Genomic DNA, 16,881 nt, shown 5'->3' with positions numbered 1-16,881 from the left:
CGTTCTACCAGTAGAACGCTGAGTGTACATCTTGCCTACTACTGCAGCAAACCCCGACAGATTAAACTTCTGCCATCAACTTAAGGCCGTGAGGTCTGAAACGGGAGTTCAAGATGAAAAAAATCCTCGGTATTCACAACAGCCCGGAAGCGCATTGGGTCGGTAACGGTTTCCTGGTGAATTCGCTGTTCTCTTATAACGATTTGGGGGCGGAAATGAGCCCGTTCCTGCTGTTGGATCATGCGGCGCCCACCAAATTCCGCTCTGCCTCCGGCACCCGCGGCGTGGGTCAGCATCCGCATCGCGGGTTTGAAACGGTGACCATCGTCTATCAGGGCGAAGTGGAACACCGCGACTCGACCGGCAGCGGCGGGGTGATTGGCCCCGGCGATGTCCAATGGATGACCGCCGCCTCCGGCATTCTGCACGAAGAGTTCCATTCGCGGGACTTCTCGCGCAAGGGCGGCACTATGGAAATGGTGCAGCTGTGGGTCAACCTGCCGGCCAAGGACAAAATGGCCGAGCCCGGTTACCAGACGCTGCTGAACGCCGATATTCCGGTGGTTCCGCTGGCGGACGGCGCAGGGCAGGTGCGGGTGATCGCCGGTGACTTTGGCGGCCACGCCGGCCCGGCACGCACTTTCAGCCCGCTCAACGTGTGGGATATGAAGCTGAATGCCGGCCATACCACCACGCTGACGGTGAAAGAAGGCCATACGCTGGCGCTGGTGATGTTGCACGGCGCGATCCTGGTCAACGGCGAAGAGGTGGTGCGCGAAACCCAAATGGTGCGTTTCGACCGGGCGGGGGATTCGATCACTATCGAAGCCAACAACGACGTCGCGCTGCTGGTGCTGAGCGGCGAACCGATCGATGAGCCTATCGTCGGCTACGGCCCGTTCGTCATGAACAGCGACGCGGAAATCCAGCAGGCGTTCCGCGACTTCAACAGCGGCAAGTTCGGCAGCATGAACGCCGAAGCGAGCGCCGGCTGACCTTGGCGCCTGGGGCGGGACGTGTTCCCCGGCTCAGGCGCTACACTTAAACCTCGACGCCCCGCCCTGGCGGGGCGTTTCATCCGCAACATCAACCCCACAGGAGTAAAACCATGACTGCAAATTACAAGCGCCTCGACAAGGACCAGGCCGCCGTATTGCTGGTGGATCATCAGGCAGGGCTGCTTTCGCTGGTGCGCGATATCGATCCCGATCGGTTTAAAAACAACGTGCTGGCGCTGGGTGATTTAGCGAAGTACTTCAATCTACCGACCATTCTGACCACCAGTTTCGAAAACGGCCCCAATGGCCCGCTGGTGCCGGAATTGAAGGCCCAATTCCCCGATGCCCCGTTCATTCCCCGCCCCGGCCAAATCAACGCCTGGGACAACGACGATTTCGTCAACGCAGTGAAAGCCACCGGCCGCAAGCAGCTGATCATCGCCGGCGTGGTGACCGAGGTATGCGTGGCATTCCCGGCGCTGTCAGCACTCAATGAAGGCTTTGAGGTCTTTGTGGTGACCGACGCCTCCGGCACCTTCAATGAGCTGACGCGTCAGTCGGCCTGGAGCCGCATGGAAGCTGCCGGCGCGCAGCTGATGACCTGGTTCGGCGTCGCCTGCGAGCTGCACCGCGACTGGCGCAACGACATCGAAGGCCTGGGCACGCTGTTCTCCAACCACATCCCGGACTACCGCAATCTGATGACCAGCTACAACACGCTGACGAACGGTAAGTAACGCGATAGATGGGCAGTATTTGCTGCCCATCATCTGCATTTAGATTCTGTATAAGCACCAATAATGGTTCACTCGCTATAAATTCCCATCTGTTAATACTTCTCTCTTTTTTATTGTGATCGGCTGTAGGTCTTTGTGTTCCTATTTTGATTAAGGCTATTTGTTCTGCTATATAACTAATAATTAATGCTAATTCTATAAAATGTTTATGGAGCTCTATTTAAGAACTCCGCTTTGTTGCAAGAAAAGCACTTTTGAACGTGTGATTTAAGACTACAGCGATTTAACACAGCAGAGGGATGGTTGATGAATGCATTCAGAGATAAGCTTAAGGCCCATGTTCTCCATGTGGCCTCTGTTGGCCAGCATTGCAATACTGAGGAAACGACTAAGCAGGCATTAATTTTGCCGTTATTAGAAACCTTAGGCTTTCATCCGTATGATCCGACTAAGGTAAAGGCTGAGTATGGTGCTGATTTTCCAGGTGTTAAGGTGGGTGAGCGCGTTGATTACGCCCTTTTTTGCCATGCGGTTCCCGTCATGTTCATCGAGGCTAAGTCTTTCAATCAAAATCTGTCAAATCATAGCCCTCAGCTATCTCGTTATTTTAATGCGACACCAGAGGTCACGGTTTCTGCAATAACCAATGGAAAGGAATGGCGATTTTTCACCGATCTGAAAGATAAGAACATCATGGATGATACGCCATTCCTGAAAATAGATTTTAATAATCTAAATGATTCTGACATTGATCAGCTCTATAGATTTAGACACGACCAATTTCAGCCGGAGGCGCTGCGGACGTTAGCTGAAGAAAGTATCTATCTGACTTCATTTACAAAAACTATCAGCGCCAGCCTTCGAGACGTTGATTCAGATTTTGTTCGTTATGTGGCAAGTCGCTCTAACGTTCAGCGTCAGCTAAACCAACGTTTTTTGGACACAATAACGCCATTGGTTCGTTTAGCTGTTGAAAAAGCGGTGAGTGCGATGGTCGTTTCTGGTCTGTCAGTGACGACGGAAAATGTCGTAGCGTCTGAATCCTCAGATGAAGGTGAAACGCAAAACAGACCCGATCCGCTCGCGCCGATCGTTGACCCCGAGAATAGTAAAATAGTGACGACCTTTGCAGAAAGGTGCCTGTTTGACAATGTGGCGATGATCTTGGGTACTGAGGCAGAGCTGATTGCGAAAGACACGGAAAGCTATTACAGCATCCTCTTTCAAGGGAAGACGACGCGTTGGATTTTGCGTTATTTCGACAATAAGCAACGCCCAACCATTTTGCTTCCGCTTGAGATAGACGATGTCAGACAGGCTGAGATCACTCGCGCCGGCCTGGAGTTGGCAGCAGGGGGGCATATCATTATCGACCGCCCGGAAAATATTTTACGGCTAACGGGATTGATCGTTGATTCTTACCAATATTGTATTAATGACGAGAACTTTAGGCAGAAGAGAAAAGATAAGCAGGAAAGCTAGCTCATACCCCGTTAAGGGGTTGATTAGAAAAATAACATGAAGAGTTTCCACGCAGGGTGGTATGCGCTGTGTGGAAGGATGGAAAAGTCGGAATGCTTACCAAATCTTCTGTTTTCATCACGTTAGACGCGGGATGTAAGCAAAACGTAGCGGGGCGAAAAGGTAGCGAAAAGCGGCTTTCTCATGGGCCGGGGGCGGGGTAGCGTAATCCCGAACCCGGCAAATGAGGCTAATTCAATGAAACAAGCAATCAAGATCCTGGCGCTGCCCTGCATGGGCATGGCGCTGTTGTTCAGCGCGAGCGCGATGTCGGCTCCCGAGGCGCCTGCGGCCAAAGCGTTGCCGCCTGCGGCGGATGAACCGATGCGCATGCCGCCTTTCCCGGGCGGGCACCCGCCCAAGCCGGGGTTCTGCCACGGCGGTGAATTGTTCTGCGCCACCTCGGCCAGCGACAATCCGGTGGAAACCATCAACAAACTGACGGCGGTAATCCCGGCGGGCAGCGCCAAACATTACGAGGTGCGCGTCGCGGTGGTGGCCGTGCCAGACGCCCCGCCTGCGCGTTAACGGACCGTCATCCCGCTCTGGTTCGCACGCTCAAGGCGCGTTAGGCTAAGGCGTGCGTTTAACGGGAGGCGGGATGACCCCTTTATCACCATTGCCCTATCTCCAGCCCGGCGATCGCGCGCTGTTGTTCGACGGCGCATGCAATCTATGTCACGGGCTGGTGAGGTATCTTATTCGCGCCGATCGGCAGCGGCGCATTCTGTTGGCGACGGTGCAATCCGTCGAAGGGCAGGCGATCTTGCAGGCGTTGGGGTTGCCGACCGATCGTATCGATTCCGTGGTCTATGTTGAGCAGGGGCATTATTGGCTGCGTTCGGCGGCGCTGTTCCAGGCGCTGCGCCAATTGGGGTGGCCGTACCGCGTACTGGCGTTGGCGCGTTACCTGCCGCCGCGGCTGGCGGACAAGGTCTACGATGCGGTCGCCGGCAATCGCTACCGGCTGTTTGGCCGTAACGACGGCAGCGATTTGCCGGGCACCGACCAGCCCGGGCGCTATCTGCCCCGGCGGCGGGAACCCCCGGCCTGAGCTTTACGCTTCTTTACCGTCCAACCGCTTGAAATATCAACACCCCAGCTCCATATAATGGAACGTTCAGCCAACAAGGAGCACGTATGGGAATCAGTGAAGAAGAGCACATCCGCCGTTTGACCCAGGAGAAGAACGACATGGGCAATACGGCAAAATGGGTGGCGATCGTTTCCGCCGTGTATTTTGCCTTGATGGTGTTTTACGGCCATCCGACCGGGGTGTTGGCGATGTCGGGCGCGGTGTTCATCGTTTCTACCACCACCTGGCTGAAAAAGCGTCAGAAGGTCAAATCTTACCGCATGGCGTTGGCCAAAATCAGCGACGATCAGCCCTGATAGTCGCCGCGCTTTAGCGTATACACCAGGCTCGGCGCCGCGCCGGGCACGTCATCCAGCGTATCCACACGCTGCATGCCAATTTTTTCCAGCACTCGCCACGAAGCCTGATTCTCTGCGCGCACAATGGCGGAAATCTCGCCCACCTCCAGCCCGATAAAACCGTATTGCAATGAAGCCCGCGCCATCTCGGTGGCCAGCCCCATGCCCCACTCGCGGGTGTCGAAGCGATAGCCGAGGTTGACGGTGCGCTGCGCGCCGAGCGGTTTCCAGGACAACCCGCCAAACCCGATAACCCAATCCGGCCGTTCGCGCAGGGCGAGCGCCCAGGAGCCGTAGCCGTGTTGCCGCCAGCCGGCGAGCCGGTCCTGTAGCGCCGAAGCGGCCTGCGCTTCGCTGGTGAGCGGGCCGGCGGGGTTGAAGCGTTGGGTTTGCGGATCGCCAAAAATGGCGTAGAAACGTTCGAGGTCCGCCATCACCGGCGGCCGCATCTGCAGGCGTTCGCTAAAAAAAGGGGCGGTAGGATTAAAGCTCTGCATCGTTTCTCCTGGCCGGATAAATGGACAGCGTTGACTGTAGTCCAGATCGGCGAAACGGGAAATCCCCCTCTGCGAGTGAGAGGGGGATAGGGGCATTACAGGAAGGAATCGTCGTCGTTGTAATCGTCGTCGGCGTAGTCCGTGTCATCCTGATAGTTGGCGTTCTGGAAGCCGTTGTCCTGATTCAGGAAGCTGCCGCCGTCGCCGTTGTTGAAGGTATCAAGGTTGTTGGAGGCGTCGAAATTGCGCATCGCGCTGTCGTCCAGCGGCGCCGGTTTTTCTTCGATAATATTCACGATTTCCTGCGGCTGCGAATGGCGGAACATGCCGGTCAGCATGTCGGCCAATACCACGCCGCCGGCGACGCCCGCGGCGGTTTGCAAAGCCCCACCCAGGAAGCCGCCGGCGCGCGAAGGCGCCGCCTGCGGCGGTTGGGCATAGGCTGGCTGCTGCGGCTGCGAATAGCCCCCTTGCTGCGCGTTGTTCCAGGCCGCCGTATTTTGCTGCTGCGCCTGATACTGTTCACGCGGGCTTGGCGTACTGCGGCTGCCGCCGCCGAACAGGCCGGCCAGGAAGCCGCCGCTGCTCTGTTGGCCGTTGGCGGTTTGCTGCAGCTGCGCGACCTGGGCTTCCAGCTCTTTGACTCGCTGGTCCATCTGTTTGAGCGCCGCTTCCTGAATGATCATCGCCTGCGCCATGTAATAAGGGGCGGAAGGCTGCTCGCGAATATGCTGATTAATTTGCTGTTCTGCCTGGAGATCCCGTGGGCCCGTCTTGGTCTCGGCTTCTTTCAGGCGGCCAAACAGACCATCGATAAGGCGTTGTTCTTCGGATTGCATAGGCGTACCTCGGGAGATAAAAAACGGTGCTGGATGATCGTTGTCATCGGTAACAATCACCCTAGCGCGTTTACATGAACCAATAAATAAATGGCGGGTAAACCTGTCTATGAATTTGTTACCAATTACGGCAGCGGGATCAGCATCACCAGCTTCAGACCGCCGTGCTCCGCCGGATGGAAGGTGAGCTGGCGATAGCGCAGCGCACCTTGCTGAGGGTGCTCGAACGCGCGCTCGCCGCCTTCGCGCGCCATCACGTCATGCTGTTTCCACCAGTGATTAAAGTCCGCGCTGTTGTGCGTCATGTTGCGCACGAAGGCGCGCATCTCTTCGGTGTTTTGATGATGGCTGGTCTCGGCGCGAAACTCGGCCACCACGCGGCGAGCGCGCTCTTCCCAATCGCTGACCAGCGTTTTCGCCAGCGGGTGGAAGAACATGAAGTGCAGCAGGTTGGGGCTGTTGGCCACATCCAGCCAGCCGCTGAACAGCGCCGCCGCCTGCGGGTTCCAGGCGACGACGTTCCAGGTCACGTCCAGCAGGTAGCAGGGCACCGTCATCTGGTGCACGCTTTGCAGCACCGCGTCGTTGGCGGTTTCACGGTGCGTTTCCTGCTCGGGGTCGGCGACGCGCGCCAGGGTAAACAGGTAGTGGCGTTCGGCGGGGCCGAGCCGCAGCGCCTTGGCGATGCGTGCTAACGTATAGGGTGAAATGGACACCTCGCGGCCCTGTTCGATCCAGGTATACCAGGTGGCGCTGATGCCGCTGATTTGCGCCAGCTCTTCGCGCCGCAGGCCGCTGGTGCGACGGCGCGAGGAACTGGGCAGGCCGAGCATTTCCGGCGTGATGCGTTCGCGGTGCGCGCGCAGGAAAGCGCCGAGGGCCTTTGGCCCGGATAAGGCTTCTGATGACATAGCGTGGTACCTATTTATACCAGGATAACTGCTCATATTGTACCCGTATAGTAGCCTGATTATAGTAGCCGAAAGCCTTCAGGCACAGGCGCAAGCCGGATAATAACGGGAGCAAACATGAGCATCAGCAACAGCCATAAAAACGCAGTAGACCGGCAGTTCGGCGAGCAGGCCAACGCCTACTTAACCAGCGCGGTACACGCGCAGGGCAAGGATTTGCAACGCCTTGCACAGTTACTGGAACCGCACGCCGGCGCGCGCCTGCTCGATCTGGGCTGCGGCGCCGGGCATGCCAGCTTCACGGCGGCGGCCAGGGTGGCGCAGGTGGTGGCCTACGATCTGTCGGCGCAGATGCTGGCGGTGGTGGAGCAGGCGGCGGCGGAAAAAGGATTGAGTAACATTCAGCCGCAGCAGGGCGTGGCGGAGTCTTTACCGTTTGAGGACGCCAGCTTCGATCTGGTCATCAGCCGCTATTCGGCGCACCACTGGCACGACGTCGGCCAGGCGCTGCGTGAGGTCAGGCGGGTACTCAAGCCGGGCGGCAGAGCGATCTTTATGGACGTGGTCTCGCCGGGGCATCCGCTGCTGGATATCTACCTGCAAACCGTGGAGGTGCTGCGCGACACCTCACACGTGCGCAACTATGCGCCGGGCGAGTGGCTGGCATTATTGACCGAGGCCGGGCTGATGGTGCGCGAGGTGACGTCGGATCGGTTGATGCTGGAGTTTGGCAGTTGGGTGGCGCGTATGCGCACGCCGGCGCATTTCGTGACCGCGATCCGTGCGCTGCAGCAAAGCGTGTCGCAGGAGGTGGCGGCGCACTTCGCCATTCAGCCGGACGGCTCCTTTACCAGCGATATCATGATGTTTGACGTGACGAAGGGCTGAAAGCAACGGGGCAGCCGATGAAGGCTGCCCCGTGAAACGCTATCGGCTGCGATGCGCTTATTTTTTGTCTTCCAGCAGGCAGCGGTAGATCAGGCCGCCGATAATGCCGCCGACCAGCGGCACCAGCCAGAATACCCACAGCTGCTGCAGCGCCCAGGTGCCCTGGAAGATCGCTACGCCGGTGCTACGCGCCGGGTTGACGGAGGTGTTGGTCACCGGGATGCTGATCAGGTGGATCAGCGTCAGCGTCAGGCCGATCGCCAACGGGGCAAAGCCTGCCGGCGCGCGCTTGTCGGTCACGCCATGAATAACGATCAGGAAGAAGGCCGTCAGCACCAGCTCAATCACGATTGCTGATTGCAGAGAATAACCGCCTGGAGAGTGTTCGCCGTAACCGTTGGAGGCGAAACCGCCTGCGGTGGCGTCAAAACCGGCTTTGCCGCTGGCGATCAAATACAGCACCGCCGCTGCGGCGATACCGCCGATCACCTGTGCGATAACGTAAGGGATCACGTCTTTCGCCGCGAAACGGCCACCGGCGAATAAGCCGACGGTGATCGCCGGGTTAAAGTGCCCGCCGGAAATATGGCCGACGGCATAGGCCATCGTCACCACGGTCAAACCGAAAGCGAGCGCGACGCCGAGGAAACCAATACCCAGTTGTGGGAATGCCGCTGCTAATACTGCGCTACCACAACCACCAAACACCAACCAAAATGTGCCAAAAAATTCGGCAAAAAGTCGCTTTGACATAGATTCCATCCTGCGGAATTGACTAACGGGCGTTAGCACTAAAAACTATAGAACAGCTTTTTCAGTTCATGCAGATATTCTATAGAATTTTCTTAATGCACCTTGAATAACGGCGGTATTAAATCCCCGGTATTTTATTTTGTCTATGAGAAAAACACCGTTTTTTGCCGTGCCGGCGCGCGTTTGCCGTTTTTTTTATCTTTGCTATAAGAATTTACCCTAAGCGTAATGGTGGGCTATTTTCGGGCGATTTTTTCCAGCGGTTTTCTCCATTCAATACGCTCAGGTTAATTGCTAATTTCTATTTGCCAGCCAACCTTATTACCGATTGTACATTTGACGAATGGCCTGTTGTCATCTCAGTGTCATGCTAAATTAATATCTTCTTCTGCCTGATAACGCTTCATTTAACCTCGGGTAAAAACCATGAAAATAAAACCGTTCTCCCTGCTGTTGGCTTCACTGTTTCCTGTATTGGCTCACGCTGCCGACATTGAGGTGGCGCGTTATGTGGTCGGCTTCCCCGGTGGGGAACGCGTCGCCTATCAGGGGGCGTTCGCCAAGAATTTCCCGCAGGGGCTGCCGGTGGGGATCGGCTCAGGGCTGACGTTCAATCGCAAGCAGGGCGACGATCTGGTGCTGACGACGCTGACCGATCGCGGCCCGAATGCCGATGCCCCTGCGGTGGGCAAGCAAGAAGCCAAGATTTTCGCCAATCCGCAATTCGTGCCCCTGTTGATGGACATTCGTATTGGCGGCGGCAAGGCCGTGGCCGAGAATGCGCGGCCCTTGCATGACGAAAAAGGGCCGATCAGCGGGCTGCCGCTGCCAGGCGAGCTGATTGGTTCCACGAATGAAGTGGCGTTGAATGATGCGCTGCAACCGCTGTCCGGCGATCGCCGCGGGTTGGATACCGAAGGCATCATCGGTGACGGCAACGGCGGCTATTGGCTGTGTGACGAGTACGGCCCGTTTCTGATCCATGTCGACGGTAAAGGTAAAATTCTCGCCAAATACGGCCCAACGCCGCAGGCCGGCGAGCAGGCGGTGGCGAGCGGTTTACCGAACATCCTGAAGTGGCGTCAGCCCAACCGCGGTTTTGAGGGGCTGACCCGAATGCCGGATGGGCGCATTCTGGCGGCGGTACAGAGCACGCTGGATGTCGATGGCAAAAGCAAAAACAAGGCGCAGTTTACCCGGTTGGTGAGCTTCGATCCGCGCAGTGGCAAAACCGCCATGTACGGCTATCCCATCGATATCGATAGCTATAAAAAAGCCAAAGACGCCAAGATTGGCGATGTCGTGGCGTTGGACAATCAGCGCATCCTTTTGATTGAACAAGGAACCGGTAAAGACAAGACGATGATCAACAAGATCTATCTGGTGGATCTCGCTCAGGCCAGCGATCTGAGCGCGTTTGACGGCCAGGGGAAAGCGCTGGAGTTCGACGACGCGAAAGATCTCGCCAAACGCGGCGTGAAGCTGGCGCAGAAACGGGAAGTGGCGGACCTGCGCCAGTTAGGCTGGCGCCAGGAGAAAGCGGAAGGATTGGCGCTGATCGACGATCGCACGTTGGCGGTGATCAACGACAACGATTTCGGCTTGCAGGCGAAGCTGGTAGATGCGTCGCCAAAGAGCAAGAAAATCGGCGACTATCAGCTGGAGAAAGAAGGGCGGTTGAGCCTCGACGGGGACAAGACCGACGCCCGCATCGAATTGCGCCCGCTGGAGCAGCCGGAATCACTGAGCGAGCTCTGGGTGCTCACCTTGCCGCAACCCTTGAAGTGACCGACAGCGGGGGCGGTGACGCCCCCGTTTGCTTCAGGCTTCCGCGTGCCGCTGCGGCGCTCTGCCGCGCGAGATGCTCTCCCACACCGCTACCACCACCATGATCAGCGTCGTCAGGCCATTGACCATCAGCAGATCGGTTAAATAGGCGACGGGGGCCAATGCCGCCAGCGCCAGCAGCCCGGCCAGGTGCGACAGCGGGAAGCGATGATACACCAGCCGTTTATACAACGCGTTGGCGAACAGGTAGAGCGCCGGGCCGAGCAGCAGCACCGCCGCCGTGGCGTGTTGGATGCGGCCGTCGGGATGGGCGATCACCAGCTCGTTGGCCACGGCGCAGACGATGATCGCCCCCACCAGCGCGACGTGGACGTAATGGAAATAAGCGCCCAGTTGGCCGGGGTTTTCCGCCTGGCTGATGGCGTGGCTACCGGCTTTGCTGCTGGTGTCGAAGTAGACCCACCACATCGCCAGGCTGCCGAGAAAGGCCACCAGCGAGGCGATGAGCACCGGCAGGCTCCAGCTTTCCATTTCGCTCAGGGTGGCGCCGGTGAGCAGAATGGTTTCCCCCAGCGCCACGATCACGAACAGCTGGCAGCGCTCCGCCAGATGGTGACCCTCGATGGTCCATTCGCTGCTGCTGTCCGAGCGCCCCAGCACCGGCAGACGGAAGCCGAACATCGGCGAGACGTATTCGCACAAGACGGCGACCGCCCACAGCGTCAGACGGGCGTTGCCTTCCGCCAGCCCACCGGCGATCCAGAAGACGGCGGAGATGCACAGCCAACCGAGAATGCGGTGAAAGTTCCGTTTTAACGGATGACCGGGCGCCAGCAGGCGCAGCACCGTGACGGAGCGCCCGACCTGAATGGCGACATAGAACAGCGCGAAGATCAGGCCGCGCTCGCCAAACGCCTGCGGCAGCGCGGCGGCGGCGAACAGCCCCAGCAGCATGATAGCGAACAGCAGTAGGCGGATCTGACGGGTATCCGGATTGAACCAGTTGGTGACCCAGGCGGTGTATTGCCAGGCCAGCCAGACGGCGAACCACAGCAGCAGGGTTTCCAGCGCGCCGGTCAGCGTCAGGTGATGTAACAGATAGTGGGAAAGTTGGGTTACGGCGAAAACGTAGATCAGATCGAACAGCAGCTCGGAAAATGAGACCGAAGCGCCCTGACCGTCACGCACGCGCAGCAGGTTTTGCGACATAAGCGTTCTTCCTTAAAAGGGTAAGCCACAAAATCAGCGTAGCTCAGCGCGCCCCGGCGGGTAAAAAATCTTAAATAGCGGCGGCGCGCGTTCTTTCTTTCGCCCCGTCTTTAATTGTTCATCAAATAGCGGTAAGGTGAGCTCTATAAAGTCATTCCTGCCTGAAAATACACACTCGCTCTCACATCCTCCTTATTCTCCTCACAATGATTGATGTTCTTTACGTTGCATGACGTCCGTTTTCATTGGCTAGCGGATAATTAACATCACTGACAACGAGCTAATAAACAAGAACACCTGGAGTCAATCATGAAACTTATCCCAAGCATCGCAGCCGTATTGATCGCCGCCGCTTCCTTCTCCACTTTCGCCGCGCCGCTGTCGTCGGTGAAACAGGTCAACAGCGAACAGGCCGCCAATCTGCAAAGCCTCGGCGTAGTGTCGGTTTCCGGCATTAGCGGCTCACCGCATGACGCCATCACCGCCCTGAAAGAAAAAGCCGCGGCGGACGGCGCCAGCCATTACCGCATTATCGGTCTGGACACCCCCGGGGATTCCAGCAACTGGCGCGGCAATGCGGAAATTTATCGCTAAGCGTTGGCTTTTTTACGCTCTGGCCGCGGCAACGCGGCCAATAAAATAAACGGTCGCAATAATTATCTGAACAGTCGGAGCATAAACGGCTTATTCTCAGGTCATTATTACGGCCGTTTTTCTTTGCCTGCCGCCGATGAGGTTGCATTTTATTACAACTGTGTCTGCCGCTTTCGGAATCATGTTAATGATTACTTAAGAAATTCGGCTCACATTGAGGGCTTAACCCAAGGAGGCCTCAATGTTAAATGCGACCCGGCTGCAACTGATGAATCACTTCGCTTACCTGCAGCAATTTATGGCTTCACCGCGCACCGTCGGTACGCTGGCGCCTTCTTCCCCGTGGCTGTGTCAGGCGATGCTGAACCAGATTGAATGGACCCGGGCGCTGTCGATCGCGGAACTGGGGGCGGCGGACGGTGTACTGACCAAACGCATTTTGGGGCGGATGCGCGCCGATGCGGCGCTTGAGGCTTTCGAGATCCAACCCCATTTCGTGCATCGGCTGCGCGGGATAGACGATCGGCGGCTGCAGGTGATGGGCCATTCGGCGACCCGGATGGCCACGGATTACGACGTGGTGTTTTCCTGCCTGCCGCTGCTGTCGATCCCGGTCAGGATCAGCGTGCGCATTCTTCAGCAGGCCCGGCAGCGGCTGCTGGCGCGCAACGGCACGCTGGTGTTGTTTCAATACAGCCACCTGTCGGAAAAATTGCTGTCCCGCTATTTTCACTGGAAACGCCTGCGGGTGGTGCGCAACTTCCCGCCGGCGCTGGTGTATGTCTGTACGCCGCGTTAGCTACAGCGTTTTCGCCATCACCACCACGTCTTCGTCATGCTGTCGCCGGCGTTCCACGGGATGCCAACCCCAGCCGGCGTACAACGCTTCCGACTTGTCGGTGATGAGATGCAAAACCGAGTGATGGCGCTGTCGCGCCGCTTCGACGATCGCCATCTCCAGGCGGTGGGCGATGCCCTTGCGGCGGTGATCGGGATGCACGAAAACGCCGGCCAGCCACGGAGTGAGATCCTGGCGTTGATGGTCGTCGCTGGGCCACAGGCTGGCCATGCCCACCGGACGATCGCCGTCGATCATCATCAGCGTCAGGTGATCGTCGCTCGGCCGGCTGCATTGGGCGAAGCGCAGCTGGGTGCGCTCCAGCGTGCCGCCGCGTTGTGAACCCCACTGGCCGAAGGCCCAGGCGGCGCACACATCGGCAAACTGCGGGCACTCCGACAGCGGAATGATGCGTTGAGTCATGGAGGTCTTCCGGTTTTTTTGCTGTTTTCCCCTCCTATTTAACCGATTTTTCCGCCATTTTTTTAACTTTTTAAAGCCGCTATTTTAGCGGTTTCACGGTGTTTCACCGCGTGCCCGGCGCCGTTTCCCGGATTTCTTTTGGCAATCGTGGCGTGGGATTGCAAGTGTTAATGAGAGTGATTATCATGCGCACACTATTTCCCCCGTTTCGGCTCAATCATGCGCAATTCCCTCATTTTACTGCTGCTTTCCCTGTGGTTCGGCGTGTTCTCCGCCCAGGCGAAGACGGTGACCGATATCACCGGCCGCCAGGTCGTGGTGCCGGATAACCCGCAACGCATCGTGGTGGGGGAGAGCCGCATGTTGTATACGCTGGCGCTGCTGGAGCCGGGTAATCCGGCGCAGCGCATCGTCGGCTGGCCGGCGGATCTGGCGCGGTTCGATGCGCAAAGCTGGCAACTCTATACGCAGAAGTTCCCGCAGATCGCCGCGATCCCCATTATCAGCGGCAATAATTTCCGCCAGGTCAACATCGAAAGCCTGCTGCAGCTGAAGCCGGATCTGGTGATCCTGGCGCGCTACGCGCGTGAAGACGGCGACAACGATCTGCTGGTTTCCGCGCTGAACAAGGCCGGCGTGGCGGTGATCTACGTCGATCTGCGCATCGATCTGCTGAACAACACCGTGCCGAGCGTGCGGCTGCTGGGCGAAGTGCTCAATCGCCAGCCGCGCGCCGAGCAGTTCATCGCGTTTTATCAGCAGCATATGGCGGTGGTTCAGCAACGGCTGGCGGGTTATCAGGGGGCGAAGCCCAAAGTGATGCTGCACCTGCATCTGGGCCGACGCGATACCTGTTGCACCACCGCCGCACACGGCAACCTTGGCGATCTGCTGACCTTCGCCGGCGGTGACAACATCGCCAACGCCAGCGTGAAAGGGGTGTATGGCGAACTGAACCCGGAAACCATTCTGAGCGCCAATCCCGACGTGTACCTCGCCACCGGCATGGCCGGCCCACAGGGCAAACGGCTGTCCGATCTGCGCCTCGGGCCGCAGGTCAGCCAGCAGGACGCTGCCGACAGCTTCCGGCGACTGATCGCCACACAGCCGATGCTGGCCAGCCTGCAGGCGGTGAAAAACCATCGCGCCTGGAGCGTCTGGCACAATTTTTACCTCAGCCCGTACCACGTGGTGCTGGTCGAGATGTTTGCCAAAGCGTTTTACCCGGATCTGTTCGCCGACATTAACCCGCAGCAGACCTTCCAACAGCTTTATCAGCAGTTTTTGCCGTTACCTTTTTCAGGGACCTATTGGAGTCAGTTAGATAATGAATAACAACAAGCGAGGCTGGTGGTGCGCATTGCCTTTGGCGGCCTGCGCGACATCGCCGACGTGGGCGGCGGAAAAAGCCGCATCGAAAGAAGAAAGCCTGATGGTGATTGGCCGCAAAGACGCCGACGGCGTGCAGAGCTATCAGCCGTTGACCAGCGTCACCGGCACTCGCAGCGAAACCAACCTGCTGAACGTACCGCAGGCGATCGACGTGGTGCCGCAGCAGGTGATTACCGATCAGGCGGTCAGCAGCCTGGACGAAGCGCTGTACAACGTCAGCGGCATTACCCAGGCCAACACGCTGGGCGGCACCCAGGACGCGGTCATGAAACGCGGCTTCGGCGACAACCGCGACGGCTCCATTCTGCGCGACGGCGTGCGCTCGGTGCAGGCGCGCAACTTTACGCCGACCACCGAGCGGGTGGAGGTGCTCAAGGGGCCGGCCTCGATGCTGTACGGTATGGGCGAGCCGGGCGGGATGATCAACATGATCACCAAAAAGCCCCAGCTGCAGCAGCATACCCACGTGGAAGGCTGGGGCAGCAGCTTCAACGGCGGCGGCGGCCAGCTCGACGTTACCGGGCCGCTCGGCACGTCGGGGTTTGCCTATCGGATGATCGTCGATCACGATGAAACCGATTACTGGCGCAACTTTGGCCGCAACCGCCAGACGGTGATCGCGCCCTCGTTGATGTGGTACGGCGAGAACACCACCGTGCGGTTGGCCTACGAACATATGGAATATCTGGTGCCGTTCGATCGCGGCACCATTATCGATTCGCGCACCGGCAAACCGGTGAATACGCCGCGCGATCGCCGTTTCGACGAAGCCTATAACGCCACCCGAGGCGATCAGGACAGCATTACCCTGCAGATCGATCAAACGCTCAATGAGCGCTGGAAAAGCTCGCTGACCTACGCCTACAGCCGCAACAGCTACAGCGACAACCAGGCGCGCGCCACGGCGTTGAACCCGGAGACCGGCGTGTTGAGCCGCCAGGCCGACTCGACCGCCAACGCCGTCAGCCATGCCAACGCGGTGCAACTGACGCTCAATGGCGACGTGGACTGGGGCAGCATCAACCACCAGATGCTGTTCGGCTTCGATTTTGAAGATAACCGTACCTTCCGCGGCGACATGATCCGCGGCAAAAAGAACAGCGATTTCAATATCTATCATCCGGTATACGGCCTGATGCCGCCGTCGACGGCGGTCAGCGCCAAAGACAGCGACCAGCGGGAAAACCTCACCAGCTACGGTTGGTTTATGCAGGATTCCATCCAGCTGACCGATAAATGGCTGGTGATGGGCGGCCTGCGTTACGATGCTTTCGACGTCTATGCCGGCAAGGGGCGGCCGTTCCAGGCCAATACCGACAGCTCGGACAGCAAGCTGGTGCCGCGCGCCGGGGTGGTCTACAAACTGACGCCTTATGTGTCGCTGTACAGCAGCTATACCGAGTCGTTCAAACCGAACTCTTCCATCGCCACCCAAATTGGTTCGCTGCCGCCGGAGCAGGGCAAGTCGTGGGAAGTCGGCGGCAAGCTGGCGTTGCCGAACGGCGTCACCGGCACGCTGGCGCTGTTCGACATCACCAAGCGCAACGTGATGGTCAATGAGTTGGTGGAGGGCGAAACCGTGACGCGTACCGCCGGGCGCGTGCGTTCGCAGGGTGTGGAGCTGGACGTAGCCGGTAACCTCACCGATTCGCTGAGCCTGATCGGCTCCTATGCGTATACCGACGCGCGGGTGGTGGACGATCCGGACAACAAGGGGAAAGAGATGACCAACGTGGCGCGCCACACCGCCTCGCTGTTCCTGACCCAGAACCTGGGCAGCCTGGGCCTGTACAGCGGCGATGAGGTACGCATTGGCGCCGGTGCGCGCTACGTAGGACGCCGCCCGGGTGACGCTGCCAACAGCTTCTCCCTGGATAATTACACCGTTGCCGATGCGTTCGCCGCTTACACCATGCCGATCAACGGCTATCGGGTGAAATGGCAGCTGAACGTGAAGAACCTGTTCGATAAAACCTACTACCCGTCCAGCGGCGGCAATTTGCGCGTGGCGGTGGGGGAACCGCGTGAGGTGGTACTGCGCGGCAGTATCGATTTCTAA

Annotated in this window: 18 protein-coding genes; 12 read left to right on the top strand and 6 right to left on the bottom strand. The window is 58.3% G+C overall.

The window, feature by feature from the left end:
- The first annotated feature begins 113 nt into the window (after positions 1-113).
- The 6 genes from ACUTSC_RS10665 (at position 114) to ACUTSC_RS10640 (ending at position 4,648) form a co-directional block, all read left to right on the top strand.
- Positions 114-995 carry a pirin family protein gene (locus ACUTSC_RS10665; RefSeq protein ID WP_038873171.1) on the top strand — a complete coding sequence of 294 codons (882 nt, stop codon included), beginning with the start codon at positions 114-116 and terminating at the stop codon, positions 993-995.
- A 113-nt stretch (positions 996-1,108) separates the two neighbouring features.
- Positions 1,109-1,735: an isochorismate family cysteine hydrolase YcaC gene (gene ycaC, locus ACUTSC_RS10660; RefSeq protein WP_033653308.1), complete on the top strand. Its 627-nt coding sequence runs from the start codon at positions 1,109-1,111 to the stop codon at positions 1,733-1,735.
- Between the two features lie 306 nt (positions 1,736-2,041).
- On the top strand, positions 2,042-3,217 hold the full coding sequence (locus ACUTSC_RS10655; RefSeq protein WP_197766869.1) for a type I restriction endonuclease: 1,176 nt from the start codon (positions 2,042-2,044) through the stop codon (positions 3,215-3,217).
- A 237-nt stretch (positions 3,218-3,454) separates the two neighbouring features.
- Positions 3,455-3,784, top strand: coding sequence for a hypothetical protein (locus ACUTSC_RS10650; RefSeq protein ID WP_063990881.1), 330 nt, complete (start codon positions 3,455-3,457; stop codon positions 3,782-3,784).
- A 73-nt stretch (positions 3,785-3,857) separates the two neighbouring features.
- On the top strand, positions 3,858-4,310 hold the full coding sequence (locus ACUTSC_RS10645; RefSeq protein ID WP_197766868.1) for a DCC1-like thiol-disulfide oxidoreductase family protein: 453 nt from the start codon (positions 3,858-3,860) through the stop codon (positions 4,308-4,310).
- A gap of 86 nt (positions 4,311-4,396) precedes the next feature.
- Positions 4,397-4,648 carry a hypothetical protein gene (locus ACUTSC_RS10640; RefSeq protein WP_025301707.1) on the top strand — a complete coding sequence of 84 codons (252 nt, stop codon included), beginning with the start codon at positions 4,397-4,399 and terminating at the stop codon, positions 4,646-4,648.
- Here ACUTSC_RS10640 and ACUTSC_RS10635 read toward each other — a convergent pair.
- From ACUTSC_RS10635 to ACUTSC_RS10625, 3 genes are all read right to left on the bottom strand, one after another.
- Positions 4,639-5,187 (bottom strand): GNAT family N-acetyltransferase, encoded by a 549-nt coding sequence (locus ACUTSC_RS10635; RefSeq protein WP_197766867.1) that lies wholly within the window; start codon positions 5,185-5,187, stop codon positions 4,639-4,641. The two genes, ACUTSC_RS10640 and ACUTSC_RS10635, sit on opposite strands and share 10 nt — an antisense overlap.
- Before the next feature lie 95 nt (positions 5,188-5,282).
- The gene (locus ACUTSC_RS10630) at positions 5,283-6,026 is read right to left on the bottom strand and encodes a DUF2076 family protein (RefSeq protein ID WP_197766866.1); all 744 of its coding nucleotides are present in this window, start codon (positions 6,024-6,026) and stop codon (positions 5,283-5,285) included.
- A gap of 125 nt (positions 6,027-6,151) precedes the next feature.
- On the bottom strand, positions 6,152-6,937 hold the full coding sequence (locus tag ACUTSC_RS10625) for a helix-turn-helix transcriptional regulator (RefSeq protein ID WP_038873182.1): 786 nt from the start codon (positions 6,935-6,937) through the stop codon (positions 6,152-6,154).
- A 117-nt stretch (positions 6,938-7,054) separates the two neighbouring features.
- On the opposite strand from ACUTSC_RS10625, the gene ACUTSC_RS10620 reads away from it, so the two are divergent.
- On the top strand, positions 7,055-7,825 hold the full coding sequence (locus ACUTSC_RS10620; RefSeq protein ID WP_197766865.1) for a methyltransferase domain-containing protein: 771 nt from the start codon (positions 7,055-7,057) through the stop codon (positions 7,823-7,825).
- Between the two features lie 57 nt (positions 7,826-7,882).
- On the opposite strand, the gene aqpZ is transcribed toward ACUTSC_RS10620, so the two are convergent.
- Positions 7,883-8,578 (bottom strand): aquaporin Z, encoded by a 696-nt coding sequence (aqpZ, locus tag ACUTSC_RS10615; protein ID WP_025301712.1) that lies wholly within the window; start codon positions 8,576-8,578, stop codon positions 7,883-7,885.
- 426 nt (positions 8,579-9,004) lie between these two features.
- Here aqpZ and ACUTSC_RS10610 point away from each other — a divergent pair, with 426 nt between their 5' ends.
- Positions 9,005-10,366, top strand: a complete 1,362-nt coding sequence (locus ACUTSC_RS10610; RefSeq protein WP_197766864.1) for an esterase-like activity of phytase family protein — start codon at positions 9,005-9,007, stop codon at positions 10,364-10,366.
- 33 nt (positions 10,367-10,399) lie between these two features.
- Here the strand turns inward: ACUTSC_RS10610 and ACUTSC_RS10605 are convergent, their stop codons facing one another.
- Positions 10,400-11,575: a low temperature requirement protein A gene (locus ACUTSC_RS10605; protein WP_197766863.1), complete on the bottom strand. Its 1,176-nt coding sequence runs from the start codon at positions 11,573-11,575 to the stop codon at positions 10,400-10,402.
- Positions 11,576-11,884: 309 nt separating this feature from the next.
- Between ACUTSC_RS10605 and ACUTSC_RS10600 the strand changes: the two genes are divergently transcribed.
- Both ACUTSC_RS10600 and ACUTSC_RS10595 read left to right on the top strand, forming a co-directional pair.
- On the top strand, positions 11,885-12,169 hold the full coding sequence (locus ACUTSC_RS10600; RefSeq protein WP_046897568.1) for a YdgH/BhsA/McbA-like domain containing protein: 285 nt from the start codon (positions 11,885-11,887) through the stop codon (positions 12,167-12,169).
- 241 nt (positions 12,170-12,410) lie between these two features.
- Positions 12,411-12,968, top strand: a complete 558-nt coding sequence (locus tag ACUTSC_RS10595) for a class I SAM-dependent methyltransferase (protein WP_004940516.1) — start codon at positions 12,411-12,413, stop codon at positions 12,966-12,968.
- Here ACUTSC_RS10595 and ACUTSC_RS10590 read toward each other — a convergent pair whose 3' ends face one another.
- Positions 12,969-13,430 (bottom strand): GNAT family N-acetyltransferase, encoded by a 462-nt coding sequence (locus ACUTSC_RS10590; protein WP_197766862.1) that lies wholly within the window; start codon positions 13,428-13,430, stop codon positions 12,969-12,971. It lies immediately after the preceding gene.
- A gap of 219 nt (positions 13,431-13,649) precedes the next feature.
- Here ACUTSC_RS10590 and ACUTSC_RS10585 point away from each other — a divergent pair, with 219 nt between their 5' ends.
- On the top strand, positions 13,650-14,765 hold the full coding sequence (locus ACUTSC_RS10585) for an ABC transporter substrate-binding protein (protein ID WP_197766861.1): 1,116 nt from the start codon (positions 13,650-13,652) through the stop codon (positions 14,763-14,765).
- The gene (locus ACUTSC_RS10580; RefSeq protein ID WP_197766860.1) at positions 14,758-16,881 is read left to right on the top strand and encodes a TonB-dependent siderophore receptor; all 2,124 of its coding nucleotides are present in this window, start codon (positions 14,758-14,760) and stop codon (positions 16,879-16,881) included. Before ACUTSC_RS10585 ends, ACUTSC_RS10580 begins: the two co-directional genes overlap by 8 nt.

This window comes from Serratia sp. TSA_105.2, from assembly GCF_052692115.1.
This window is presented reverse-complemented; position numbering and strand designations above follow the sequence as displayed.